Annotated in this window: 22 protein-coding genes; 10 read left to right on the plus strand and 12 right to left on the minus strand. The window is 69.6% G+C overall.

The features are described from left to right. Positions 1–3: 3 nt before the first annotated feature. The 3 genes from pnp to ACO2TI_RS00990 form a co-directional block, all read right to left on the minus strand. Positions 4–2,274, minus strand: coding sequence for a polyribonucleotide nucleotidyltransferase (gene pnp / locus ACO2TI_RS00980; protein WP_423281545.1), 2,271 nt, complete (start codon positions 2,272–2,274; stop codon positions 4–6). Positions 2,275–2,499: 225 nt separating this feature from the next. Next, the gene (gene rpsO / locus ACO2TI_RS00985; protein ID WP_423281546.1) at positions 2,500–2,769 is read right to left on the minus strand and encodes a 30S ribosomal protein S15; all 270 of its coding nucleotides are present in this window, start codon (positions 2,767–2,769) and stop codon (positions 2,500–2,502) included. A 230-nt stretch (positions 2,770–2,999) separates the two neighbouring features. Continuing rightward, positions 3,000–4,274 carry a branched-chain amino acid ABC transporter substrate-binding protein gene (locus ACO2TI_RS00990; protein ID WP_423281547.1) on the minus strand — a complete coding sequence of 425 codons (1,275 nt, stop codon included), beginning with the start codon at positions 4,272–4,274 and terminating at the stop codon, positions 3,000–3,002. 82 nt (positions 4,275–4,356) lie between these two features. Between ACO2TI_RS00990 and ACO2TI_RS00995 the strand changes: the two genes are divergently transcribed. Further along, the gene (locus ACO2TI_RS00995; protein WP_423281548.1) at positions 4,357–4,806 is read left to right on the plus strand and encodes an Hsp20/alpha crystallin family protein; all 450 of its coding nucleotides are present in this window, start codon (positions 4,357–4,359) and stop codon (positions 4,804–4,806) included. A 9-nt stretch (positions 4,807–4,815) separates the two neighbouring features. On the opposite strand, the gene tsaD is transcribed toward ACO2TI_RS00995, so the two are convergent. Next, positions 4,816–5,850 (minus strand): tRNA (adenosine(37)-N6)-threonylcarbamoyltransferase complex transferase subunit TsaD, encoded by a 1,035-nt coding sequence (gene tsaD, locus ACO2TI_RS01000; protein ID WP_423281550.1) that lies wholly within the window; start codon positions 5,848–5,850, stop codon positions 4,816–4,818. A 236-nt stretch (positions 5,851–6,086) separates the two neighbouring features. Between tsaD and ACO2TI_RS01005 the strand changes: the two genes are divergently transcribed. After that, positions 6,087–6,377, plus strand: coding sequence for a hypothetical protein (locus ACO2TI_RS01005; RefSeq protein WP_423281551.1), 291 nt, complete (start codon positions 6,087–6,089; stop codon positions 6,375–6,377). Positions 6,378–6,576: 199 nt separating this feature from the next. On the opposite strand, the gene lgt is transcribed toward ACO2TI_RS01005, so the two are convergent. Continuing rightward, positions 6,577–7,386 (minus strand): prolipoprotein diacylglyceryl transferase, encoded by an 810-nt coding sequence (gene lgt / locus ACO2TI_RS01010; RefSeq protein WP_423281552.1) that lies wholly within the window; start codon positions 7,384–7,386, stop codon positions 6,577–6,579. A gap of 47 nt (positions 7,387–7,433) precedes the next feature. Then, positions 7,434–8,384, minus strand: coding sequence for a LysR family transcriptional regulator (locus ACO2TI_RS01015; protein ID WP_423281553.1), 951 nt, complete (start codon positions 8,382–8,384; stop codon positions 7,434–7,436). Between the two features lie 88 nt (positions 8,385–8,472). Between ACO2TI_RS01015 and ilvD the strand changes: the two genes are divergently transcribed. Further along, positions 8,473–10,155, plus strand: coding sequence for a dihydroxy-acid dehydratase (gene ilvD / locus ACO2TI_RS01020; RefSeq protein ID WP_423281554.1), 1,683 nt, complete (start codon positions 8,473–8,475; stop codon positions 10,153–10,155). 72 nt (positions 10,156–10,227) lie between these two features. Here ilvD and ACO2TI_RS01025 read toward each other — a convergent pair whose 3' ends face one another. Then, the gene (locus tag ACO2TI_RS01025; protein ID WP_423281555.1) at positions 10,228–10,650 is read right to left on the minus strand and encodes a TIGR04438 family Trp-rich protein; all 423 of its coding nucleotides are present in this window, start codon (positions 10,648–10,650) and stop codon (positions 10,228–10,230) included. A 113-nt stretch (positions 10,651–10,763) separates the two neighbouring features. Here ACO2TI_RS01025 and ACO2TI_RS01030 point away from each other — a divergent pair, with 113 nt between their 5' ends. Further along, on the plus strand, positions 10,764–11,075 hold the full coding sequence (locus ACO2TI_RS01030) for a c-type cytochrome (protein WP_423281556.1): 312 nt from the start codon (positions 10,764–10,766) through the stop codon (positions 11,073–11,075). 64 nt (positions 11,076–11,139) lie between these two features. Here the strand turns inward: ACO2TI_RS01030 and acs are convergent, their stop codons facing one another. Further along, a complete protein-coding gene (gene acs, locus ACO2TI_RS01035) occupies positions 11,140–13,107 on the minus strand; it encodes an acetate--CoA ligase (protein WP_423281557.1) in 1,968 nt (655 codons plus the stop codon). 157 nt (positions 13,108–13,264) lie between these two features. On the opposite strand from acs, the gene ACO2TI_RS01040 reads away from it, so the two are divergent. Further along, entirely contained in the window at positions 13,265–13,903 is a 639-nt protein-coding gene (locus tag ACO2TI_RS01040) for a YqhA family protein (RefSeq protein ID WP_423281558.1), read from the plus strand. Here the strand turns inward: ACO2TI_RS01040 and ACO2TI_RS01045 are convergent. Continuing rightward, entirely contained in the window at positions 13,881–15,338 is a 1,458-nt protein-coding gene (locus ACO2TI_RS01045; protein WP_423281559.1) for a CoA transferase, read from the minus strand. The genes ACO2TI_RS01040 and ACO2TI_RS01045 overlap by 23 nt on opposite strands. Before the next feature lie 91 nt (positions 15,339–15,429). On the opposite strand from ACO2TI_RS01045, the gene ACO2TI_RS01050 reads away from it, so the two are divergent. From ACO2TI_RS01050 to ACO2TI_RS01065, 4 genes are all read left to right on the plus strand, one after another. Further along, the gene (locus tag ACO2TI_RS01050) at positions 15,430–16,956 is read left to right on the plus strand and encodes a fumarate hydratase (protein WP_423281560.1); all 1,527 of its coding nucleotides are present in this window, start codon (positions 15,430–15,432) and stop codon (positions 16,954–16,956) included. After that, entirely contained in the window at positions 16,914–17,174 is a 261-nt protein-coding gene (locus ACO2TI_RS01055) for a cysteine-rich CWC family protein (RefSeq protein WP_423281561.1), read from the plus strand. Before ACO2TI_RS01050 ends, ACO2TI_RS01055 begins: the two co-directional genes overlap by 43 nt. Positions 17,175–17,181: 7 nt before the next feature. Then, a complete protein-coding gene (locus ACO2TI_RS01060; RefSeq protein WP_423281562.1) occupies positions 17,182–19,890 on the plus strand; it encodes a LuxR C-terminal-related transcriptional regulator in 2,709 nt (902 codons plus the stop codon). A 163-nt stretch (positions 19,891–20,053) separates the two neighbouring features. Next, positions 20,054–20,380, plus strand: coding sequence for a cupin domain-containing protein (locus ACO2TI_RS01065; RefSeq protein WP_423281563.1), 327 nt, complete (start codon positions 20,054–20,056; stop codon positions 20,378–20,380). Between the two features lie 12 nt (positions 20,381–20,392). Here the strand turns inward: ACO2TI_RS01065 and ACO2TI_RS01070 are convergent, their stop codons facing one another. The 3 genes from ACO2TI_RS01070 to egtB are packed head-to-tail and all read right to left on the minus strand — an operon-like array spanning position 20,393 to position 22,927. Next, a complete protein-coding gene (locus ACO2TI_RS01070; protein WP_423281564.1) occupies positions 20,393–20,671 on the minus strand; it encodes a DUF427 domain-containing protein in 279 nt (92 codons plus the stop codon). Between the two features lie 16 nt (positions 20,672–20,687). Next, positions 20,688–21,704 (minus strand): L-histidine N(alpha)-methyltransferase, encoded by a 1,017-nt coding sequence (gene egtD, locus ACO2TI_RS01075; protein ID WP_423281565.1) that lies wholly within the window; start codon positions 21,702–21,704, stop codon positions 20,688–20,690. After that, positions 21,701–22,927, minus strand: a complete 1,227-nt coding sequence (gene egtB, locus ACO2TI_RS01080; RefSeq protein WP_423281566.1) for an ergothioneine biosynthesis protein EgtB — start codon at positions 22,925–22,927, stop codon at positions 21,701–21,703. The genes egtD and egtB overlap by 4 nt, the downstream gene beginning before the upstream one ends. A gap of 312 nt (positions 22,928–23,239) precedes the next feature. Here egtB and ACO2TI_RS01085 point away from each other — a divergent pair, with 312 nt between their 5' ends. Beyond that, the gene (locus ACO2TI_RS01085; RefSeq protein ID WP_423281567.1) at positions 23,240–23,788 is read left to right on the plus strand and encodes a hypothetical protein; all 549 of its coding nucleotides are present in this window, start codon (positions 23,240–23,242) and stop codon (positions 23,786–23,788) included. Positions 23,789–23,885: the final 97 nt, after the last annotated feature.

Below are 23,885 nucleotides of genomic sequence, written 5' to 3' on the forward strand. Positions count from 1 at the left end.
TCGTCAGGCTTGCGGCTCGTCCGAACCGCCGCCCACGGGAGCATCGGACACCGGCGCGGCCTCGCCACGCTCGGGGCGCTCGCCACGCTCGGGGCGCGGACCGCGGTCGCGGCGCTCACCGCGGAAGTCGCCGCGGTCGCTGCGCTCGCGGCGCGGACGCTCTTCCTCGACGTAGCCTTCCGGCTTGTCGAGCAGCGCCTTCAGCGACAGCTTGATGCGGCCCTTCTCATCGGTCTCGAGCACCTTGACCTTGACGATCTGGCCTTCCTGCAGGAAGTCGGTGACCTTCTCGACGCGCTGGTGCGCGATCTGGCTGATGTGCAGCAGGCCGTCCTTGCCCGGCAGGATGTTCACAAGCGCGCCGAAGTCGAGGATCTTGGTGACCGGGCCCTCGTAGATCGCGCCGACCTCGGCCTCGGCCGTGATCTGCTCGATGCGCTGGCGCGCGATCGCCGCCTTATCGGCGTCGGTCGAGGCGATGGTGATGGTGCCGTCCTCGGCGATGTCGATCTGCGTGCCGGTTTCTTCGGTCAGCGCGCGGATCACCGCGCCGCCCTTGCCGATCACGTCGCGGATCTTTTCCGGATTGATCTTCATCGTGTACAGGCGCGGGGCGAACTCGCTGACCTCGGTGCGCGCGCCGCCCATGGCCTCGACCATCTTGCCGAGGATGTGCAGGCGGGCTTCCTTGGCCTGCGCCAGCGCGACCTGCATGATCTCCTTGGTGATGCCCTGGATCTTGATGTCCATCTGCAGGGCAGTCACGCCGGCGGTCGTGCCGGCGACCTTGAAGTCCATGTCGCCGAGGTGATCTTCGTCACCCAGGATGTCGGTCAACACGGCGAAGCGGTTGCCTTCCTTGATCAGGCCCATCGCGATGCCCGCGACGTGCGCCTTCATCGGCACGCCGGCGTCCATCAGCGCCAGGCAGCCGCCGCACACGGAGGCCATCGACGACGAGCCGTTCGACTCGGTGATCTCCGAGACCACGCGCATCGTGTAGGCGAAGTCCTCCTTGGCCGGCAGCAGCGGCACCAGCGCGCGCTTGGCCAGGCGGCCGTGGCCCACTTCGCGGCGCTTGGGCGTGCCCATGCGGCCCGCTTCGCCGGTGGCGAACGGAGGCATGTTGTAGTGGAACAGGAAGTTGTCGCGGAACTCGCCGGCCAGCGCGTCGATGCGCTGCGAGTCCTGGTCGGTGCCCAGCGTGGCGACCACGAGCGCCTGCGTCTCGCCGCGCGTGAACAGCGCCGAGCCGTGGGTGCGCGGCAGCACGCCGGTGCGGATCTCGATCGGCCGCACGGTGCGCGTGTCGCGGCCGTCGATGCGCGGCTCGCCCGACAGGATCTGGCCGCGCACGGTCTTGGCCTCGAGGTCGAACAGCAGGTTGTCGACCTTGATCGGATCGAACTCGACCCCCTCGGCGGCCAGCGCGGCCTTCACGCCGGCGTAGGCCTCGCGCGTGGCTTGCGTGCGGGCCTGCTTGGAGCGGATCTGGTAGGCGGCCTTGATCTTCTCTTCGGCCAGGCCGTTGACCTTGGCAATGAAGGCCTCGTCCTTGGCCGGCGGCTGCCAGTCCCAGGCCGGCTTGCCGGCCTCGCGCACCAGCTCGTTGATCGCGGCGATCGCCACCTTGCCCTGGTCGTGGCCGAACACCACGGCGCCCAGCATCACGTCCTCGGGCAGCTGGTCGGCCTCGGACTCGACCATCAGCACGGCCGCCTCGGTGCCGGCGACGACCAGGTCCAGCTTCGAGTCGGCCAGCTGCGTCGGACCGGGGTTCAGCACGTACTCGCCGTTGACGTAGCCCACGCGCGCGGCGCCGATCGGGCCGTTGAACGGGATGCCGCTGATCGCAAGCGCCGCCGACGAGCCGATCATCGCGGCGATGTCAGCCGAGACCTCGGGGTTCAGCGACAGCACGTGGATGACGACCTGCACCTCGTTGTAGAAGCCTTCCGGGAACAGCGGGCGGATCGGTCGATCGATCAGGCGCGAGGTCAGCACCTCGAGCTCGCTCGGCTTGGCCTCGCGCTTGAAGAAGCTGCCGGGGATCTTGCCGGCGGCGTAGGTCTTCTCGATGTAGTCGACGGTGAGCGGGAAGAAGTCCTGGCCGGGCTTGGCGTTCTTGGCGCCGACCACGGTGGCCAGCACCACGGTGTCTTCAATGCTGACGATGACCGCACCGCTGGCCTGGCGAGCGATCTCGCCGGTCTCCAGCGTGACCTTGTGCTGGCCCCACTGGAACGTCTTGGTGACCTTGTTGAACATGCTCATGGTGTCTCCGTTGCGGCGTCATGCCGCAAGTGATGCCCGCAAGACGGCTGCGGGACGGACCGGGCCTTCGATCACCGAGCGGGATGCCATTCCAGCGAAGCGGCGGGTCGCCTCGCCTCGTTGGAATGACACAGCAACGCTCACGGTGAGATGGAACGTCAAAGGCCAAAGAACAAAGAGCCTGTGCTGGCGAAACCAGACAGGCTCTTCGTCGTCATGCTTTGCTTACTTGCGCAGGCCCAGCTTCTGGATCAGCGCCACGTAGCGGTCCGCATCCTTGGACTTGAGGTAGTCCAGCAGCTTGCGGCGGCGGCTCACCATCCGCAGCAGGCCGCGGCGACCGTGGTGGTCCTTGGCGTGCGTCTTGAAGTGGGGGGTCAGTTCGTTGATGCGCGCGGTCAGCAGCGCCACCTGAACTTCGGGCGACCCCGTGTCGGCCGCGCCGCGCGCGTTGGCCTTGACGATGTCGGCGGTGTTGATGTCGGCGATGGACATGGCGTTTCCTCGATCGGATGACGGACCGGGAAGCTGCCATGAGGCGCCGCCGCGGTTTCGTCGTGACCCTTGTCGTCGTCGCTGTGACGCCTGACGCCGGTCGGTTGGACTTGCGGTCACAGGTGAAACCGACCCGTGCCGTGCTCGTATCCGCAGGCCTTGCGACCCGCGAAGCCAGGGATTATAGCCATGCGGTACGACGCATCGCTCAGGGCCACATGGCCACCCGCTCAGGGCCGGCGCATCAGGCAGCGCTGCGGCGGCTCGGTCTGCGCCGGCGACACGAAGCGCAGGGTCTTGAAGCCCCAGCCGGAGCCTTCATTGTCGAAGCGCACGCCCGGCTCGCCGGCGCGCGCCATCACGCTGACGTACAGCGGCTGCACGAACTGGTGGTCCGCCGCGCGAATCCAGCCCTCGTGCAGGCCGCCCAGCGTTCGTGGATCGAATCGCAACCCTTCCAGCGCGCGGGCCACCGTCACGGCATCGGCCTTCTCGGCCCGCTCGAGCGCGGCCGCCAGCAGTTCGACCATCGCGTGCATGCGCACGTGCTGGTAGTCGTCCTGCGGGCGCGGGAAGCGGGCGCGAAAGGCCTCGACGAAGCGGTCCGACGCCGCCCCGCCGGCATTCGGATGCCATTCGGCCACGGCCACCACGCGTCCGACGCCGGCCTCGCCGATGGCCGCCGGCGCCCCGAGGCCGTTGCCGTAGAAGGTGTAGAACTTGGCCTCCAGTCCGACCTCGCGTGCGGCGCGCACGAGCAGCGTCAGGTCGTTGCCCCAGTTGCCGGTGACCACCGCTTGCGCGCCGCTGGCCTTGATCTTCAGCGCGTAGGGCAGGAAGTCCTTGATGCGCCCGATCGGGTGCAACTCCTCGCCGACGATGCGCACGTCCGGGCGCTTGGCGGCCAGCATCGAGCGCGCCGATTGCAGCACCTGACGGCCGAAGCTGTAGTCCTGGCCGATCAGGTAGACGCGCTCGAGGCGCGTGTCGGCACGCATCACCTCGGTGAGCGCGGCCATGCGCATGTCGGCATGGGCATCGAAGCGAAAGTGCCAGAAGCTGCAGCGCGACTGCGTCAGCTGGGGATCGACGGCCGAGTAGTTGAGCAGCAGCGCACGCGAACCCGGCTCGCGCTCGTTGTGCTTGTCGAGCGCATCGACCAGGGCGGCGGCGACCGCGGAGCTGTTGCCTTGCAGGACGAAGCGCGCGCCCTGCCCCGTTGCGGCCTTGAGCATCGACAAGGCCTCGTCGACCTGGCCCTTGCTGTCGTAGCGCACCAGTTCCAACGCGTGCATGCCGTCGGCCAGCCGCACGCCACCGCGTGCATTGACGCGCTCGACGGCCATCAGCAAGTTGCGCTCGACCGCCTCGCCGGCATTGGCAAACGGGCCGGACAGCCCCTCGATCAGCGCGAGGCGGATCGGTTCCTTCGGTGAGGCGGCCACCAGGCCGCTGAACAGCGCGACGGACAAGGCCGCCAGGCGCGGCCACCACGGTCGATTCATCGGCTCTTGAAAAACAAAAACGCCGCTCCCAAGTCAGCGGCATGGGTGGCTGGACCACCGTTTTGGATTCTAGGAGAACGCCATGTTCGTGATGCCTGTGACCCGCCGTTCCGTCCCCGCCAGTGCGTTCAACGGTGCCGCGCTGCATGACCTCGGCCGCGTCGTCGATCGATTGTTCGACGACCTCGGCGTCGCGCCGCGCACCACGCTGCGCGCGCCGGCTGTCGACGTGCGCGAGACCGACACGAGCTACCTGCTCGCAGCCGACCTGCCCGGCGTCGCCAAGGAGGACGTGAAGGTCTCGATCGACGGCCACAAGGTCTCGATCGCCGCTGCCGTCAAGGCCGCCGACGCGAAGGAAGGCGAACGCGTTCTGCTTGGCGAACGCTCGGTGACGCAGTTCGAGCGCAGCCTCAAGCTGCCGGTCGAGATCGATGACCAGGCTTCGAGCGCCCGCCTGGAGAACGGCGTGCTGACGCTGACGCTGGTGAAGAAGGGCCGCCCCGGCGCGACGCAGCTCGCGATCAACTGAGCCGACAGCTCAGGCGGCTTCGGCGAGCGGCCAGCGCGGCTGCACGTCGAAGGCGCCGGCCGGGCGCGGCGAGCCCCGGCCGGCCGCCACGCGCATCGCCGCGGCGAGCGCGATCATGGCGCCGTTGTCGGTGCACAGGTGAAGTTCCGGGTAGTGCACGCGCACGCCGCGGCGCGCGCACTGCGTGTCCAGCTGCTCGCGCAGCCGGCGATTCGCGCCGACACCGCCGGCTACCACCAGGCGCGTCAAGCCGCTTTGCTTGAGGGCGGACATCGATTTGGCGACCAGCACGTCGACAATCGCCGCCTGCGTCGAGGCCGCCACGTCGGCGCGGTCCTGCTCGCAGACCCGGTTGGCCAGCTTGCCGACTTGAACGCGCACCGCCGTCTTGAGCCCCGCGAACGAGAAGTCGAGGTCGCCGCTGTGCAGCAGCGGGCGCGGCAGCGCGAAAGCCTTGTCGTCGCCGAACTCGGCCAGCCGCGCCAGCGCCGGCCCGCCCGGGTAGCCCAGGCCCAGCAGCTTGGCGCTCTTGTCGAAGGCCTCGCCGGCGGCATCGTCGATCGTTTCGCCGAGCAGCTCGTACTCGCCGACGCCATCCACGCGCATCAGCTGCGTGTGACCGCCCGAAACCAGCAGCGCGATGAAAGGAAACTCCGGCGGGTCGGCCGACAGGAAAGGCGACAGCAAGTGGCCTTCGAGGTGGTGCACGCCGAGCACCGGCTTGCCCAAGGCGAGCGCCAGTGCGTTCGCGGTCGCGCTGCCCACCAGCAGCGCGCCGGCGAGACCTGGCCCGCGCGTATAGGCCACCAGGTCGAGTTCCTCGAGCGAACGCTTCGACGCGGCCATGACCTCGCGCGCCAGCGGCAAGACGCGCCGCACATGGTCACGCGAAGCCAGCTCCGGCACGACGCCGCCATAGGCCTCATGCATCGTGACCTGGCTGTGCAGGGCGTGCGCGAGCAACAAAGGCGCCGCGCCTTCTCGCAGCTCGACCAGGGCCACGCCGGTTTCGTCGCACGAGGATTCGAATCCGAGGATCAGCATGCCGGCAGTGTAGGCAGGCCCGCCGAGGCGGCCGAGCGAAGGGGTCTCGTCGCAGACGTCCCGCTGCCCCGCAAGCGCTTGCAAGCTCTTTCAATTGGTCACATGCAGCCTGTGGCAAATATCACAAATCGCGGGGCAATCGGACTTCCGGTTGTCATCGACCGTCGCTACCCTGCTGTCAAAAGCCGGCAGTACCTCTGTCGTTTGTCAGAGACCTCTGCGGAGTCGTTGGGATCATGAAGCAATACAAGCTATCGGGCTGGCCTGACCTGCCGCCCCCCTATCACCGCACCGCCTACCGGCGCATGCTGCACCTGATGTCGCAGCGCTATGCCTCGGTGCCGCAGCTCGCGAACGAAAGCGGCCTGGCCCGCCCGGCCGTGATGGCCTTCCTGGAGCTGCTGTCGGCGCGTAGCGTCCTGCGCGAACGCGACGAAGCCACACCTGACTCGTCGTTCTTCGGCCAGCTGCGCCCGATCGAGTGGTTCCGCCGCACCTTCGCGGGCAGTTTCGACCGTCACGCGTAAGCCGAGCCAACCGCTTCGAAGAGCCCGCCGCGTGCGGGCTTTTTTGCGCCCGGGTATTCGTGGGCCGGTGGCATGGGCCTTGCAATAGGGTGGTCGACTGGATCTCCGATGCAGTCGCTATCTCCTCAGCAGGGCATGGCCCTTTCCCCGCCCTTCCGGCAGCCGCCGGAAGGGCGTTTTTCATGACGCCCGTCGGCCGTCAGTGCACCTTCGCAGTGCCCCCGCGGCCCGACCACCACCACAGGGCGGCGCCGGCCAGCACCATCGGCACGCACAGCCACTGCCCCATGCTGAGGCCCAGGCTCAACAGGCCCAGGAAGCTGTCCGGTTCGCGGAACCATTCGGCCACGAAGCGCAGCGTGCCGTAGCCGATCAGGAAGGCCGCGGCGACCCGACCGGTCGGGCGGGGGCGACGCCCAAACCACCACAGCAGCGCGAACAGCAGCAGGCCTTCGAGGGCGAACTGATAGATCTGCGATGGATGGCGCGGGACGTCCGTACCTGATTGCGGAAACACCATCGCCCACGGCAGCGACGGATCGGCCGCGCGCCCCCACAGCTCGCCATTGATGAAGTTGCCCACGCGCCCGGCCGCCAGCCCCACCGGCACGCACGGCGCCACAAGGTCGGCCACCTCGAGGAAGCGGCGCCCGCGCATGCGCGCGAACACCACCATCGAAGCGATCACGCCCAGCAGCCCGCCATGAAAGGCCATGCCGCCCTTCCACACCGCGAACACCTCCAGCGGATGGGCGAGGTACCACTCGGGCTTGTAGAACAGCACGTAGCCGAGCCGCCCGCCGAGCACGACGCCGAGCACGCCGTAAAACAGCAGGTCCTCGACGTCGCGCGCGTTCCAGCCCGCCGAGGCGAAGGGCTCGCGCTTCGCGCGCAGGCGTGCCAGCCAGAGGAACATCGCGAACGCCACCAGGTAGGTGACGCCGTACCAGTGGATCGCGAGCGGCCCGAGGCGCAACGCGATGGGGTCGAACTGGGGGTGAATCAACATCGTCGGCAAGCGGCACGAAAGGCGCGACGATACCCGAGCCGCCGGGCTCAGCGCCGTGTCGCGGCCGCCGGATGGCGCTCGATGTGGGCGATGAAGTGATGCAGCGCCGGCGACGGCTCGCCCCGCCAGACCAGGCTGGTCTGCACGCGCGAGACGGTCGCGGCGGCCGAGCGCTCCAGTGCGCGGTAGACCACCCCAGGGCGCTGCAGCGCCGACACGCTGGCCGGCACCCAGGCCACGCCCAACCCGCCGGCAACCAGGTTGACGATGGTCTGCATCTGGATCGCCTCCTGCGCGATGCGCGGCGCCAGGCCGCGGCGCTGGTAGCCGGCGAGGATCGCGTCGTGCAGCGACGGCGCGATCGCGCGCGGGATCGTCACCAGCGGCTCGGCCATCGCGGCGTCCAGCGCCGCCAGGCTGGCGATGCGCGCACGCGTCGCCAGCACGTGCGCCTCGGGCAGCGCCAGCACCAGCGGTTCTTCCAGCACGGTCAATGCCGCAAGGCCGGCCGGCGCTGCCTGCGGTGCATGCAAGACGAAGCCGGCGTCGATGTCGCCGCGCTCCAGCGCCGGCAGCTGGACGTCGGCCGTGGCCTCGCGCAGCTCGACCGTCACGCCGGGATGCGCCTCGCGAAAACCGCGCAGCCAGCGCGGCAGCGGCCCGTAGCCGATCGACGACACGAAGGCCAGGCGCAGACGCCCGGTCTGGCCTGCGGCGGCATCGCGCGCAATGGCTGGCAGCGCCGCGGCGGCCGCCAGCAGCGCCTGCACCGGTGCGAGCAGCGCCTCGCCCGCCGCGCTGAGCGCGACGCTGCGCTTGCTGCGCACGAACAGCGCCACACCCAGGCGCCGCTCGAGCTGCTGGATGGCCTGCGTCAGCGGCGGCTGGGTCATGTGCAGCCGCGCGGCGGCGCGGCCGAAGTGCAGCGTCTCGGCCAGCACGGCGAACTGGCGCCAGGCCCGAAGTTCAATCGACCCGCTCAATGGCTCGTGATTCATATGCCAAACATATCAAAACCGGACCGCATCGGGATTGGACCGCCCGCCGGGGCGCGCTCGATACTTCTCCACTCGCCAGGAGACCGACATGTCCGAGATGAACCGCCGCTCGAAGAACATCACCGAAGGCGTGGCCCGCGCGCCGAACCGCTCCATGTACTACGGCATGGGCTACAAGGAGGAGGACTTCGCCAAGCCGATGATCGGCGTCGCGAACGGCCACTCGACGATCACGCCCTGCAACTCCGGCCTGCAGCGCCTGGCCGATGCCGCCGTCGAGGGCCTCAAGGCCGCAGGCGCCAATCCGCAGATCTTCGGCACGCCGACCATCAGCGACGGCATGGCGATGGGCACCGAGGGCATGAAGTACTCGCTGGTCTCGCGCGAGGTGATTTCCGACTGCGTCGAGACCTGCGTCGGCGGCCAGTGGATGGACGGCGTGATCGTCATCGGCGGCTGCGACAAGAACATGCCGGGCGGCATGATGGGCATGCTGCGCGCCAACGTGCCGGCGATCTACATCTACGGCGGCACCATCCTGCCCGGCCACTACAAGGGCCAGGACCTCAACATCGTCAGCGTGTTCGAGGCGGTCGGCCAGTTCTCGGCCGGCAAGATGAGCGAGGAAGACTTCTGCCAGATCGAGCGGCGCGCCATCCCCGGCAGCGGATCGTGCGGCGGCATGTACACCGCCAACACGATGAGCTCCTCGTTCGAGGCGCTGGGCATGAGCCTGCCCTACTCGTCGACGATGGCCAACGTCGAGAACGAGGTGGTCGACAACGTCAAGAAGGCCGCCGCGGTGCTCGTGCAGGCGGTCAAGGCGGATCTCAAGCCGCGCGACATCGTCACCAAGCAGGCGATCGAGAACGCGGTCGCGGTGATCATGGCCACCGGCGGCTCGACCAACGCAGTGCTGCACTTCCTCGCCATTGCCCACGCGGCCGGCGTCGACTGGACGATCGACGACTTCGAGCGCGTGCGCCGCAAGACACCGGTACTGTGCGACCTCAAGCCCAGCGGCAAGTACCTCGCGATCGACCTTCATCGCGCCGGCGGCATTCCGGCAGTGATGAAGGAGCTGCTGAACGCCGGCCTGCTGCACGGCGATTGCATGGCGATCACCGGCAAGACCGTGGCCGAAAACCTCGCCGACGTGCCGCCGCTGCGCGCCGACCAGGACGTGATCCGCCCGGTATCCGACCCGATCTACGCCGCCGGACACCTGGCGATCCTCAAGGGCAATCTCTCGCCCGAGGGCTGCGTCGCCAAGATCACCGGCCTCAAGAACCCGGTGATCACCGGCCCGGCGCGCGTGTTCGACGATGAGCAGTCGGCGCTGGCGGCCATCATGGCCGGCCAGATCAAGGCCGGCGACGTGATGGTGCTGCGCTACCTCGGCCCCAAGGGCGGACCGGGCATGCCGGAAATGCTCGCGCCCACCGGTGCGTTGATCGGCCAGGGGCTGGGCGAAAGCGTGGGGCTCATCACCGACGGCCGCTTCTCCGGCGGCACCTGGGGCATGGTGGTGGGCCACGTCGCGCCGGAAGCCGCGGCCGGCGGCACGATCGCGCTGGTGAAGGAAGGCGACTCGATCACGATCGACGCGCACCAACTGCTGCTGCAGCTCAACGTGGCCGACGACGAGATCGCGAAGCGCCGTGCCGCGTGGACGCCGCCGGCGCCGCGCTACACGCGCGGCGTGCTGGCCAAGTTCGCGAAGAACGCGTCGAGCGCGAGTTCGGGCGCGGTGCTCGATCGCTTCGAATGAGCAGCTGAGCCGCGCTGCAAACGACAAGGGCGGCCCGCGGGCCGCCCTTGTCTTGTCACCTGAACCGAATCGTCAGCTCTTGCCGCCTTCGGCAGGCGGCTGCTGCGTGTTCTCGAACGTGCTCTGGCTGCTGTCGAGCCGGCTGTGCAGGATGGAGTCCTTGAACTTCTGCCGCTGCGCTTCCCGCTTGCCTTCAACCTCGGCAACTTCCTTCTTGCGCATCGCCTTGAACTTCTCGGCCTGCTTCTTCTGCTTGGAGTGGGCGCGGTAGTCGATGCCCAGCGCCGCCAGGTTCTTGCGCCGGCGCTCCTCCTTGCGGTCGTCCATCTTCTCCATCTCGAGGCGCTTGGTGCGCCCGCTCGCGTCGGACCACCACCACCACAGGGCCGCGAGGATGAAGGGCGACAAGATGGCCCACCACGGCCAGGCCGCCGGTGCGCCGAAGTCGAGCAGCTTCAGCAGCACGAGCAGCACGCCCACGACGATGAACAACATGAGGCTTCCTCCGACGACTTCGCGGGATGATCGGCGACACCGTCAACCCGTCTCACTACAATGCGTTGGAGCACTGTAATCGATGTGTAACTCCGCCTGAAAGGACATCGTTCATGAAGCTGCGTCTGTCTCTCGTTGCAGTGATTGCGGGTTTGTCCGCAGCACCTGCGTTCGCCAACCTGGAGCTCGCACAGAAGAAGAACTGCATGGCCTGCCATGCGGTCGACAAGAAGCTGGTCGGTCCTTCCTACAAGGACGTCGCCGCCAAGTACGCCGGCCAGAAGGACGCGGTCGACAAGCTGTCGCAGAAGGTCATCAAGGGCGGCTCGGGCGTGTGGGGCCAGGTGCCGATGCCGGCCAATGCCCAGGTCAGCGAGGCCGAAGCCAAGACGCTCGTGACCTGGATCCTGGGCGGCGCCAAGTAAGCCGTTCGATCCCGCAAGACAAAGGGCCCGCAGATGCGGGCCCTGTCTTTTCTGGCGCAGCGATTCAGTTGGTCTGAGCCAGCTGCTCCAGGATCGCCGGGTTCTCGAGGGTCGACGTGTCCTGCGTGATCGTCTCGCCCTTGGCGATCGAGCGCAGCAGGCGGCGCATGATCTTGCCGCTGCGCGTCTTGGGCAGGTTGTCGCCGAAGCGGATGTCCTTGGGCTTGGCGATCGGGCCGATCTCCTTGGCCACCCAGTTGCGCAGTTCGTTGGCGAGCTTCTTCGCCTCCTCGCCGGTGGGGCGCGGACGCTTCAACACGACGAAGGCGCAGATCGCCTCGCCGGTGGTCTCGTCGGGGCGGCCCACGACGGCCGCCTCGGCCACCAGCTCGGTGTGCGACACCAGCGCCGACTCGATCTCCATCGTGCCCATGCGGTGGCCCGAGACGTTGAGCACGTCGTCGATGCGCCCGGTGATCGTGAAGTAGCCGGTCTTGGCGTCGCGGCTGGCGCCGTCGCCCGCGAGGTAGTAGCCCTTGAGCTCACTCGGGTAGTAGCTCTTCTTGAAGCGCTCCGGGTCGCCCCAGATCGTGCGGATCATGCTGGGCCAGGGCTTCTTGATCACGAGGATGCCGCCCTGCCCGTTGGGCACGTCGCCGCCGGTTTCGTCGACGATCGCCGCGGTGATGCCGGGGAACGGCAGCGTGCACGAGCCCGGCACCAGCGGCGTCGCGCCGGGCAGCGGCGTGATCATGTGGCCGCCGGTCTCGGTCTGCCACCAGGTGTCGACGATCGGGCAGCGCCCGCCGCCGACGTGCTGGTGGTACCACTCCCAGGCCGCCGGGTTGATCGGCTCGCCGACCGAGCCGAGGATGCGCAGGCTCGACAGGTCGCTGCGCTTGGGATGCACCGCCTCGTTGGTCTCGGCGGCCTTGATCAGCGATCGGATCGCGGTCGGCGCGGTGTAGAAGATGGTGACCTTGTGCTTCTCGATCATCTTCCAGAAGCGCGCGGCGTCCGGATAGGTCGGGATGCCCTCGAACACGACCTCGGTGCCGCCCATGGCCAGCGGGCCGTAGGTGATGTAGGTGTGGCCGGTGACCCAGCCGATGTCGGCGGTGCACCAGAACACATCCTCGGGCTTGAGGTCGAAGGTCCACTTCATCGTCAGCGCCGCGTGCAGCAGGTAGCCGCCGGTGCTGTGCTGAACGCCCTTGGGCTTGCCGGTCGAGCCCGAGGTGTAGAGCAGGAACAGCGGATGCTCGGCGCTCACCCACTCCGGGTCGCAGGTCTTGGGCTGGCTTGCCGTGAGCTCGTGCATCCACAAGTCGCAGCCGGGCTTGAACGCCACGTTGCCGCCGGTGCGGCGATAGACGATCACGTTCTTGATCGACTCGCAGCCGCCCATGCCGAGCGCCTCGTCGACGATCGCCTTGAGCGGCAGCGCCTTGCCGCCGCGCTGCTGTTCGTCGGCGGTGATCACCATCACCGCGCCGGCATCCTCGATGCGGTCGCGCAGGCTTTGCGCGGAGAAGCCGCCGAACACCACCGAGTGCGTCGCGCCGATGCGAGCGCAAGCCTGCATCGCGACCACGCCCTCGACCGACATCGGCATGTAGATCACGACGCGGTCGCCCTTCTTGACGCCCTGCGCCTTGAGCGCATTGGCGAGCTGGCAGGTGCGCGCCAGCAGTTCGCTGTAGCTGACCTTGGTGACCTCGCCGCCGTCGGCCTCGAAGATGATGGCCGTCTTGTCGCCGAGGCCGGCCTCGACCTGGCGGTCCAGGCAGTTGTACGAGACGTTGAGCGTGCCGTCCTCGAACCACTTGAAGAACGGTGCGTTGGAGCTGTCGAGCACCTTGGTGAACGGCGTCTTCCAGCTCACGTACTCACGTGCCAGGCGGGCCCAGAAGCCTTCGTAGTCGGTCTCGGCCTCGCGAACCAGCTTGTCGTAGGCCGCCATGCCGGCCACGTGGGCGCTCGAGGCAAGGTCGGCGGGCGGCGCATAGAGCCGGGTCTCGTGCTCGCTCATGGGAACGTCTCCTTCGATGGTGCTGTCTTCGCGGCGCGCACACTGTCGCCAAGCGCTCTTACGGTCGCCTGACGCATGCGCGACAGCCCGCGTTCGGCCGCACCTTGGGCCACACCTAGAATCCCGCGCAACCCCGTATTAGCCCTAGCGACCCGCGATGACCGACACGTCCGCCGCAACCGCGGCCAGCAAGCTGCCGCCCCTGCCCAACCTGATCTTCGCCAGCCGCTGGCTGCAGCTGCCGCTGTACCTCGGCCTGATCCTCGCGCAGGCGGTCTACGTCTTCCATTTCTGGGTCGAGCTGGTGCACCTGATCGAGGCCGCGTTCGGCAGTCAGGACGCGCTCGCCTCGCTGATCAAGTCGATCGGCTACAAGCTGCCGGCGATCAAGGACGCCGCCGGCAACGTGATCGGCACCGAGGCGCCCAAGCTCAACGAGACCACGATCATGCTGGTGGTGCTGGGCCTGATCGACGTGGTGATGATCAGCAACCTGCTGATCATGGTGATCGTCGGCGGCTACGAGACCTTCGTCTCGCGCATGCGCCTCGAAGGCCACCCTGATCAGCCCGAGTGGCTCAGCCACGTCAACGCCTCGGTGCTCAAGGTCAAGCTGGCCACCGCAATCATCGGCATCAGCTCGATCCACCTGCTCAAGACCTTCATCAACGCGGAGAACTACACCGACCGCGTGCTGATCGCGCAGACCGCGATCCACATCGCCTTCCTGCTCTCGGCGATGGCGATCGCGGCGGTGGACCGCATCCTCGGCCTCAAGTCGGCGGCGGACCACTGAGCCAGCGTGACGCGTCGGTGCCCAGCGGCACCGACGGCCGCACCCAGCGCGCAGGCGTCGCCGCCAGGCCGCCCGCATGGCGCACGGCCGCGAGGCGGCCGAAGCCCGAGTCGCTTTCCTCCAGCAGATCGCGCACGTCGTCGAAGCCGGGATCGCGCACGGCGAAGCCCTGCTCGACGCGCCCGAGCGAGCGCAGCCACAGCCCGGTACGCGCGAGCGACACGCGCACGTGCCAGCTGCCGCCTTCATGCGCGCGACGACGCAATGCCTGCAGCGCGCCCAGCGCGAGCAGATAGCCCGAGGCGTGATCGAGCGCCTGCGCCGGCAGCGCGCGCGGCTGCGCGTCGCCGGCGGCCTCGGCCTCGGCGAGATTGAAGCCGCTGGCGGCCTGCACCAGCGAGTCGAAGCCGCGGCGCTGCGCCCAGGGCCCCTGCGCGCCCCAGGCCGACAGCGTGGCGACGACCAGGCCCGGGCGCAATTGCGCCATGGCCCGCGCGCTGAAGCCCAGCGCATCGAGCGCACCCGGCCGGTACGAGCGGATCACGACATCGGCCTCGCGCACCAGCGCGCGCAGCGCATCGGCGCCCTCGCGCGTGCGCAAGTCGAGCTGCGTCGAGCGCTTGCCGCGACCGGTGTCGATCACCAGCGGCGCGACTGACGGCAGGTGCGCCGCGGTGACGAGCAGCACCTCGGCGCCGTGCGCGGCCAGCGTGCGCCCGGCCACCGGGCCGGCGATGATGCGCGTGAGGTCGAGCACGCGCAGCCCGGCCAACGGCGACGCGCCCAGCGCGAGCGGCGGCAGCGCGCGCGGCGCGGCGTCGTCGAGCCGCTCGAAGGCCAGCAGCGGCTCGCGCGCCACCGCGAGGCCTTGCGCATGTGCGTCCCATTGCGCGAAGGAGCGCAGCGCATTGGCCACCAACCCGGCCTCGGCCGCCGCCTGTTCGAAGTCCTCGGCCCGCCAGCGCGCGAGCGCTGCCGCCACCGCGTCGCGCTCGTGCGCACAGCCGAGCAGGCGCAGCACGCCGTCGCGGTGATGGGGGAAGTTGGTGTGGACGCGCACCCAGCCGCCTTCGCAGCGGTACAGCCCGGCGATGCGGTCCCACAGCTCGGGCGCCGGCTGGCCGTCGACGCGCAGGTAGCGTTCGCTGCGGAACGCCACCGCCGCGTGCCGTCGATCGACCTGAACCGTCTGCGCCGGCCCGCCGCGTTCGCGGCCGAGCTCGCGCGCGGCCAGCGTGGCGGCGGCAATGCTGGCCTGCGCGGCCACGTCGACCGCGAACGACGACGGCAGCACCGGCGCGTCGCCGGAAAGTGTCACGGCCTGGAGCGCTCCAGGCTCGCCGCCTGCGCCAAGCCACAGCGCCGTCAACGCGTCAAAAGCCTTCATCGCGTGCGGCGGCGCAACAGGTTCAGTCCGCATGGGTGGTGCGTTCATCGATCCGGGGCGGTCCGTGGGGGATGCTCGCGTCGCTAAACTTGACGGGTTTTCCCGAGGCAAGCCCGCCGATCCTACCGAGCCAGCGACCATGACCACCGCCATCCGCTACGACGACCTCGTCGACTCCGTCGCCGCCGCGCTGCAGTACATCAGCTACTACCACCCGACGGACTACATCAGCCACCTGGCGCGCGCCTACCAGCGCGAGGAAAGCGTCGCGGCCAAGGACGCGATCGCGCAGATCCTCACCAACAGCCGCATGTGCGCCGAGGGCCGCCGGCCGATCTGCCAGGACACCGGCATCGTCAACGTCTTCATCAAGATCGGCATGGACGTGCGCTGGGAAGGCTTTCCCGGCTCGATCGAGGACGCCATCAACGAAGGCGTGCGCCGGGGCTACAACGATCCCGAGAACAAGCTGCGCGCGTCGATCGTGGCCGACCCGCATTTCGAGCGCAAGAACACCAAGGACAACACGCCGGCCGTCGTGCACATGAGCGTGGTGCCGGGCGACACGGTCGAGGTCACCGTCGCGGCCAAGGGCGGCGGCTCGGAGAACAAGAGCAAGTTCGTGATGCTCAATCCCAGCGACTCGCTGGTCGACTGGGTGCTCAAGACCGTGCCGACCATGGGCGCCGGCTGGTGCCCGCCGGGCATGCTGGGCATCGGCATCGGCGGCACCGCCGAGAAGGCGATGCTGATGGCCAAGGAATCGCTGATGGAGCCGCTGGACATGCACGACCTGCTCGCGCGCGGCCCCAGCAGCAAGCTCGAGGAGCTGCGCATCGAGCTCTACGAGAAGGTCAACGCGCTGGGCATCGGCGCGCAAGGCCTGGGCGGGCTGACCACGGTGCTCGACATCAAGATCGCCACCTATCCCACGCACGCGGCGAGCAAGCCGGTCGCGATGATCCCGAACTGCGCCGCCACGCGCCATGCGCACTTCGTGCTCAACGGCAGCGGCGCCGCCTACCTCGAGCCGCCCAGCCTGGATCTGTGGCCCGACGTGCACTGGGCCCCCGACTACAACAAGAGCCGCAAGGTCAACCTCGACACGCTGACCAAGGAAGAGGTCGCGAGCTGGCAGCCAGGCGAGACGCTGCTGCTGTCCGGCAAGATGCTCACCGGCCGCGACGCCGCGCACAAGCGCATCCAGGACATGCTGGCCAAGGGCGAGAAGCTGCCGGTGGACTTCACGAACCGCGTTATCTACTACGTCGGCCCGGTCGATCCGGTGCGCGACGAAGTGGTCGGCCCGGCGGGCCCGACCACGGCCACGCGCATGGACAAGTTCACCGACATGATGCTCAGCCAGACCGGCCTGATCGCGATGATCGGCAAGGCCGAGCGCGGCCCGGTGGCGATCGAGTCGATCCGCAACCACAAGAGCGCGTATCTGATGGCCGTGGGCGGCGCCGCCTACCTGGTGGCCAAGGCGATCAAGGGCGCCAAGGTGGTCGGCTTCGCCGACCTGGGCATGGAGGCGATCTACGAGTTCGACGTGCGCGACATGCCGGTGACCGTGGCGGTCGACGCCGGCGGCACCTCGGCGCACATCACGGGGCCGAAGGAATGGCAGGCCAAGATCGGCAAGATCCCGGTGGCGACCGTCTGACCTCGGGTCCGAACCCGGGCGAGCCGCGCCGCGCGCCGCGCTGCCCTTTGTGCGGCGCGGCCAACGGCTGCGCGGTCGCCGAAGCGGGCCGCTTCGACGTGGCCTGCTGGTGCCGCGACGTGCGCTTCACGCCCGAGCTGATCGCGCGCGTGCCCGAGTCTCAGCGCGGCGAGGCGTGCATCTGCCGCGCCTGCGCTGCGGCGGCGCGCGAAGCCTGAACGGGCGATGAGCTTTCCGACGCGCTTCGCCCTCACCAAGCTGCAGCCGCCGCGGCTGCGGCCCGGGCTGATCGAGCGCACGGAACTGGAGCAACGCCTGCTCGACGCCACCGTCGACGCGCGCCTGGTGCTGATGAGCGCGCCGGCCGGCGCCGGCAAGACCGTCGTGCTGACGCGGCTGCTGAGCCGACTCGGCAGCGATGCCGCACTGGCCTGGTTCGCGCTCGACGAGGACGACGACCTCGGCCGCGTCGCGGCCGGTCTGGTGGCCGCGCTCGAACCTTTCGACCTGCCGTGGCGCACCTCGCCCGACGCACTGGTGCTCGCGGCGCAAGACGGCCAGCGCGCCAGCCGCCAGGCCTTCGTCGCCGCGCTGGTCAACGCGCTGGCCGCCAGCGGCCGCGAGCGCGGGCTGATCGTGCTCGACGACGCGCACCGTGTCACCGACCCCGCAGTGTTCGAGCTGATCGACGCGCTGCTCGAGCGCCTGCCGGCGAACTGGTCGCTGCTGATGTCCACGCGCATGGACCCGCCGCTGGCGCTGCCGCGGCTGCGCGCGCGCGGCGAGCTGGCCGAGTTCCGGCAGGAAGACCTGGGCTTCAGTCCCGACGAGGTGCGCAGCCTGGTGCAGCTGCAGCGCCCCGGCTGCAGCGACGACGAGGTGCAGGCGCTGCACGCGCGCACGCAGGGCTGGGCGGCCGGCCTGGGCCTGGCGCTGGGCGCCGCGTCGCCACAGCGCGCCTCGCTGGCCGGCAGCCGGCTCGATCGCCACGCCTTCGACTACCTCGCCAGCGAGGTGCTCGACGACATGCCCGCCGAGCTGCGAACCTTCTTGCTGCGCTGCTCGGTGCTGCCCGAACTCACCGCCGAGCGCTGCGCGGCCGTCACCGGCGACGCGCGCGCCGCGGATTGGCTGGAGGAGATCGAGCGCCGCGGCCTGTTCGTCGCCGTGCTCGACGCCGACGAACGCACGCTGGTCCTGCACGACCTGTTCCGCGACTGCCTCGACGACCGCCTGCGCCGCGAGCTGCCCGAGGAGCTGCCGCGGCTGCTGGTGCGCGCGGCCCAGGGCGAGCGCGATGCGACCCGCCAGGTCGGTTTCCTCGCCCGCGCGGCCGACTGGCCTGCGGCCGAAGCCGCGCTCGCCGCCGCGTCGAACGACCTCCTGCTGCAAGGCGCGCTGCACGAGCTGCAGCGCCTGATCGAACTCTTCCCGGCGCCGTGGCGCGACGCCTCCGCGCGACTGCAGCGCATCGCGGCGATCGCGCACTGCCAGCATTGGCAGTGGCACGAGATGGCGCAGTGCCTGCGCGACGCGGTGCGGCTCGCGCGCGTGTCGGGCCCGCCCGAGGAGCTGGCGCTGTCGCTCGCCTACCTGGCCACCGCCGAGCGCGCGATCGGCCATGCCGCGGCGGCGCAGGCCGCGATCGACGAGCTGGCCGCGCAGCCGGGCCTCGATGCCGAGACGCGCGGCATCGCCTTGCTGGCCGACTGCGGCCTGCACTTCGACCGCGGCGAGATCGCGCCGGTGCCGGCGCTGTTCGCGCAGGTCCTCGACGCCATCGAGCCCAGCGACGACCTGCTGTTGTGGTGGAAGGTCCAGCCCGCCTCGGCCTGGTCGACGATCCGCGGCATGCGCGTGCAGATGCTGCGCTACCTGAGCGGCGCCGCGCGCCGCCTGGGCGAGCGCTCGATGCCGTTTCGCGGCTCGGTGCACATCCAGCGCGCCTGGTGCTACCTGTGGGGCGGCGAGGTCGACCGCGCGCTCGACGAAGCCGCCACCGCCGAGGCCGACGTGCGCTGGCTGGCCTGCTCGGCCGACATCGAGGTCAATGTCGTCGTGTTCCGCATGCTGGCCGACGCGCTGCGCGGCCGCGCCGAGGCGGTGGCGCCGGCAATCGAGGCCCTGCTGGCGCGCGAAGACGGCACGACCGCCGAGCGCGCCGAGCGTTGGCGCCACCAGGCCGCGATCTTCGCGGTGCGCCTGACCGAGATCATGGGCAGCGATGCCGCCGCGCTGCGCCGCTTCGGCGCGCTGCAGATCGACCGCCCGCTCGAACGACCGCCGGTCGGCGAGGACCTCGGCGACGACGGCAAGCCCAAGGGCCGCGTCTCGACGCTGCACGCCCGCGTCGCCGCGGCCGAGGGCCGCTGGCACGACGCCGCCGAGCTCTACCTGCGGCTGCTGCCCTACGCACCGCACCTGGACCTGATGGGCCAGTGCATCGAGGTGCAGCTACGCTGCGGCCATGCGCTGGCGCGCGAGCGGCGCCTCGCGGAAGCCGCCGGCGCGATCCGCCCGGCGCTGCAGCGCATGGTCAGCGAAGGCGAACACGGCCATGCGCTGATGTGCGGCCACCAGGTGCTCTCCGAGCTGGCGCAGCAGCCCTGGGGCGCCTTGCTCGACGATGACGAGCAACAGCAGCTGCGCCGTGCCGCCGCGCTCTCGCGCCATCTGCGCGATCCGGCCGCGCTGTCCGCGCCGGCCGCCGAGCCCGCACCGGGCGCGCTGCGCGCCGCGGGCGCCGACGACCCGCTCAGCGCGCGCGAGCGCGAGGTGCTCGAGCGCATCGCCGCCGGCGACAGCAACAAGGTCATCGCGCGCTCGCTCGACCTGAGCCCGCACACCGTGAAGCGCCACGTCGCCAACATCCTCGACAAGCTCGCGCTGGCCTCGCGCGGCCAGGCGGCCGCCTGGTACCGCGACCACGGCTGAACGCGCGCACGCTGGCTCGGCCGGCGCACCACCCGCCCCCTCTGCGGCCCATCAAGGGGCGTGGGAGCCATCTCCGGCGAACGCAAGCCGATGGCTCCTCCGGGCGATGGCAGCCCGCGACGATCCCGCAACACTGCGGCCATCGTCACCGAGGCTCGGCCCCATGCACGTCATCAACCACAGCGCCTTGCCGCGCACCGGCTGCGACGGCTGCCAGCGACAGACCGTCGCCGGCGCTGCCGTCGGCCCGGCGCCGTTCGAGGTGGAGCTGCTGTGCGTCGAGGCCGGCGCCCGGTGGACAACACCGGCGCAGCCGCATCCGCGCGTGCTGCTGGTGCTGGCCGGCACCGGCAAGCAGCGGCTGGAGGCCGACCCGCAGCACTTCCACGCGCCGTGCACGCTGATCGTGCCGGCCGGCGTGGCGCACGAGATCGTCAACAACGGCGTGCTGGCGCTGCGGCTCGTGGCGATCTTCATGCCGCGCGCCTGAGAGCCGGCCGTGTCAGCGTACCTGCACGCCTTTCCAGAACGCGACGCGCCCGCGGATCGCGGCGGCCGCCTCGAACGGCTCCGGGTAGTACCAGACCGCGTCGGGGTTGAGGTCGCCGTCGACGAGCAGCGAGTAATAGCGCGCCTCGCCCTTCCAGGGGCAGGTGCTGCGGTGGTTGCTCGAGACCACGTACTCGCGCTTGAGCGCGGATTCGGGGAAGTAGTGGTTGCCTTCAACCACGACCGTGTCGTCGCTCTCGGCGATCACGGTACCGTTCCAGATGGCTTGCATCGCGTGCTGTGCTGGTTCAACGAAGAGGATGGGAACGAGACGGCGCCGCAGGCAGCGCCAGCCAGTGCAGGCTGAACAGGCCCTTCGCGTCGCACCACGCCGGCCCCGGCACGAAGCCCGCCTGCGCGGCCAGCGCGCGAAAGCCCGCAACGCTGTACTTGTACGAATTCTCGGTGTGCAGCGACTCGCCCTCGGCGAAGGCGAACTCGTGCCCGCACACCCGCACGCGCTGAGCGCGCCGGCTGATCAGGTGCATCTCGATGCGCTGGCGCGAGGGCACGTAGCAGGCGTGATGGAAGAAGCCGTCAAGCGCGAAGTTCGCGCCCAGCTCGCGGTTCGCGCGTGCCAGCAGGTTCAGGTTGAAGGCCGCGGTGACGCCGGCCGCGTCGTTGTAGGCAGCATGCAGCAGCGCCGGGTTCTTGACGAGGTCCACGCCGATCAGAAGGCCGCTGCCGTCACCACCTTGCCCCAGCAGCGCGGCGGCGCGGCGCAGGAAGGCCAGCGCCTCGGGCGGATCGAAGTTGCCGATCGACGAGCCCGGAAAGAAGCCGATCCGGCGCCCCTGCGCCTTCGGCAGATCGAAGTCCGAGGTGAAGTCGGCCGCCACCGGCTCGACCGCCAGGCCGGGATACGCCGCGCGCAGCCGCTCGACCGCGCCCAGCAGGTGCTCGGTAGAGATGTCGATCGGCACGAAACGCCGCGGCCTCGGCAGCGCGTCGAGCAGCACGCGGATCTTGCGCAGCGAGCCCGCGCCGAACTCGACGATCTCGGCGTCGGGGCCGATGCAGCCGGCGATCTCGGCCGCGTTCGTCTGAAGGATCGCGAGTTCAGTGCGCGTCGGGTAGTACTCGGGCAGCTCGCAGATGCGGTCGAACAGCGCCGAGCCTTGCGCGTCGTAGAAGAACTTGGGCGGTACCGCGCGCGGCTGGCGCGACAGGCCGGCCAGCAGCTCGCGAGCGAACTCGCAGTCGATCACCGCGGCTTCGGCTTGGGCGTCGTCGGCCACCGGCCGCAAGAGCGCTTGTCTGCTCATGAATCCCTCGCGAGTCGAATGCCGGCGAACTGCCATCGCGCGGCCGGTGGAAAGAAATTGCGATAGCTCACGCGCGCGTGGCCCGGCGGCGTGGCGCAGCTGGCGCCGCGCAGCACCAGCTGGCCGACCATGAACTTGCCGTTGTACTCGCCTACCGCGCCTTGCAGCGGACGAAAGCCCGGGTAAGGGTCGTAAGACGAGCGTGTCCACTCCCACACCTCGCCCGTGCCGCCGAGCAGCCCCTGCGAGGCGGCGGCCTCCCATTCGAACTCGGTGGGCAATCGCGCGCCGGCCCACTGCGCATAGGCCCAGGCCTCGTAGAAGCTCAGGTGCGCCACCGGCTCGGCCGGCTCGAAGGGCCTCGGGCCCTGCAGCGTGAAGACCACCGGCTCGGCATCGGCCGGATCGCCCCAGTACAGCGGCGCGCGCCAGCCCTGCGCCTGCACCTGCGCCCAGCCGTCGGACAGCCACAGCTCGGGCCGCTGGTAGCCGCCATCGCGGATGAAGCCCAGGTACTCGGCGCAGTTCACCGGCCGATCGGCGATCGCATGCGGCGCAAGCAAGGCGCGATGGCGCGGGCGCTCGTTGTCGAACGCGAATCCCGCTGACCTCGCGCCAATGTCGACGACGCCGCCGTCGCGATCGATCCAGCGCAGCGGCCCGCCCGCATTCGCGCGTGGATGCACCCGCATGGCCGCGCCAGACCCCACATACGCCGGCTGCAGCGGGTTCAGCGACAGCAGGTGCTTGAGATCGGTGAGGATCAGCTCCTGGTGCTGCTGTTCGTGATGCAGGCCAAGCTCGACCAAGGGCGCGGCGCGCGACCAGGCCGCGTCATCGGCCTGCTCGATGAAGCGCGCGAGCGCTGCGTCGACATGCGCGCGATAGCCGCGCACCTCGTCGATCGACGGGCGCGTCAGCATGCCGCGCTGCGGCCTCGGATGGCGCGGCCCCAGCGACTCGTAGTAGGAGTTGAAGAGGCGATCGAAGCGTGCGTCGAATTCGCGGTAGTCCGCCGCGTGCGCGCGCAGGATCACCGCTTCGAAGAACCAGCTGGTGTGCGCGAGATGCCACTTGACCGGACTGGCGTCCGGCATCGACTGCACGCATTGGTCTTCAGCCGAAAGCGGCGCGGCCAGCTGCAGCGACCGCGCGCGCACCGCTTGCGCCCGCTCGGCCCAGCCAAGCCGAGAGCTCGCGTCGAGATGTGAAGCTTGATCCACGTTCCGGTCACCTCCCGCCGGGCCTGCGCAAAGCCGCGAAAACGAAGCGGCCGAAACCCAGCCGCCGGGGCATTTTGAACGTGAGTCGCGCGCGCTGCGAAGACCTTACTGACACCGTCTTGGCAGCTGGCGTGCCTGCCGCCCGTACAGCGGGCTGCGTCCGCGCGGTCGCGCCCGGCTTGTAAACGGCCCGGTCCGCCATATCCTCTGTGGGCACTCTTGTTTGCGTCGACGCCTCGGGCAGACGCGCAAGGAGGTCGTATGTCGAGCACGCGAACCGGCAGCCTTGCGCAGCCGCGGTTCTTCGCGCGGATGATCTCGGTCGCCGTCGCCGGCGCCCTTGCATCGTGCGGAGGTTTCGGCGATGCCGACCCTGAGGAGGCCGCACCGACCGTCGCCGCCGAACGGGCCGCGGCCGTGGCGCCCGTGCACAGCTGCATGCAGCGTGTCACCAGGGCGCTGAAGCTGGGCGACAACAGCGCGCAATCGCTGATGGATTGCCTGATCGGAACCTACGCCGGCAAGACCACTGGCGGCGAAGCGTGCTCGCTGCGCATCGCGGCCACGCAAGGTCAGTTCAGGTTCGCGCGCACGAGCCATTCGATGAGCATCGAACGCGACGACACCGCCGCGCCACCCAAGGATCGAGCCAGCCACGCCATGCAGGTCGCCGATGTCGAGCTGGGGCATGTGGGCCTTCAGCTGAGCCGCCGCGGCACGAGCGGCACGAAAGTGGTCGAGACCCTGGTGCTCAATTCCGGCGAGCGCAGCGACGGCTCGTCCAACCTGATCGAGATGACCTACGAGCGCGTGCAGGACGGCGAGGTCCGCATTGCCCGTTGCCGGTTCGACCAGGCCTGAGGCCCCCTAGCTTCGATACCCGACCTTGTAACTACACATTGCCGCTGTATCTTTTTATGACGCTTGCAGTCGCGCCGGTTCGCCACAGCCGACGCGC

The sequence above is a fragment of the Caldimonas sp. KR1-144 genome (assembly GCF_049446155.1).
GTDB lineage: Bacteria > Pseudomonadota > Gammaproteobacteria > Burkholderiales > Burkholderiaceae_C > Rivibacter.

Excerpts from the sequence above, each read along its gene's own strand:
- pnp (WP_423281545.1), bottom strand. The coding sequence starts at position 2,274 with ATGAGCATGTTCAACAAGGTCACCAAGACGTTCCAGTGGGGCCAGCAC.
- rpsO (WP_423281546.1), bottom strand. The coding sequence starts at position 2,769 with ATGTCCATCGCCGACATCAACACCGCCGACATCGTCAAGGCCAACGCG.
- ACO2TI_RS00990 (WP_423281547.1), bottom strand. The coding sequence starts at position 4,274 with ATGAATCGACCGTGGTGGCCGCGCCTGGCGGCCTTGTCCGTCGCGCTG.
- ACO2TI_RS00995 (WP_423281548.1), top strand. The coding sequence starts at position 4,357 with ATGTTCGTGATGCCTGTGACCCGCCGTTCCGTCCCCGCCAGTGCGTTC.
- tsaD (WP_423281550.1), bottom strand. The coding sequence starts at position 5,850 with ATGCTGATCCTCGGATTCGAATCCTCGTGCGACGAAACCGGCGTGGCC.
- ACO2TI_RS01005 (WP_423281551.1), top strand. The coding sequence starts at position 6,087 with ATGAAGCAATACAAGCTATCGGGCTGGCCTGACCTGCCGCCCCCCTAT.
- lgt (WP_423281552.1), bottom strand. The coding sequence starts at position 7,386 with ATGTTGATTCACCCCCAGTTCGACCCCATCGCGTTGCGCCTCGGGCCG.
- ACO2TI_RS01015 (WP_423281553.1), bottom strand. The coding sequence starts at position 8,384 with ATGAATCACGAGCCATTGAGCGGGTCGATTGAACTTCGGGCCTGGCGC.
- ilvD (WP_423281554.1), top strand. The coding sequence starts at position 8,473 with ATGTCCGAGATGAACCGCCGCTCGAAGAACATCACCGAAGGCGTGGCC.
- ACO2TI_RS01025 (WP_423281555.1), bottom strand. The coding sequence starts at position 10,650 with ATGTTGTTCATCGTCGTGGGCGTGCTGCTCGTGCTGCTGAAGCTGCTC.
- ACO2TI_RS01030 (WP_423281556.1), top strand. The coding sequence starts at position 10,764 with ATGAAGCTGCGTCTGTCTCTCGTTGCAGTGATTGCGGGTTTGTCCGCA.
- acs (WP_423281557.1), bottom strand. The coding sequence starts at position 13,107 with ATGAGCGAGCACGAGACCCGGCTCTATGCGCCGCCCGCCGACCTTGCC.
- ACO2TI_RS01040 (WP_423281558.1), top strand. The coding sequence starts at position 13,265 with ATGACCGACACGTCCGCCGCAACCGCGGCCAGCAAGCTGCCGCCCCTG.
- ACO2TI_RS01045 (WP_423281559.1), bottom strand. The coding sequence starts at position 15,338 with ATGAACGCACCACCCATGCGGACTGAACCTGTTGCGCCGCCGCACGCG.
- ACO2TI_RS01050 (WP_423281560.1), top strand. The coding sequence starts at position 15,430 with ATGACCACCGCCATCCGCTACGACGACCTCGTCGACTCCGTCGCCGCC.
- ACO2TI_RS01055 (WP_423281561.1), top strand. The coding sequence starts at position 16,914 with ATGGCAGGCCAAGATCGGCAAGATCCCGGTGGCGACCGTCTGACCTCG.
- ACO2TI_RS01060 (WP_423281562.1), top strand. The coding sequence starts at position 17,182 with ATGAGCTTTCCGACGCGCTTCGCCCTCACCAAGCTGCAGCCGCCGCGG.
- ACO2TI_RS01065 (WP_423281563.1), top strand. The coding sequence starts at position 20,054 with ATGCACGTCATCAACCACAGCGCCTTGCCGCGCACCGGCTGCGACGGC.
- ACO2TI_RS01070 (WP_423281564.1), bottom strand. The coding sequence starts at position 20,671 with ATGCAAGCCATCTGGAACGGTACCGTGATCGCCGAGAGCGACGACACG.
- egtD (WP_423281565.1), bottom strand. The coding sequence starts at position 21,704 with ATGAGCAGACAAGCGCTCTTGCGGCCGGTGGCCGACGACGCCCAAGCC.
- ACO2TI_RS01085 (WP_423281567.1), top strand. The coding sequence starts at position 23,240 with ATGATCTCGGTCGCCGTCGCCGGCGCCCTTGCATCGTGCGGAGGTTTC.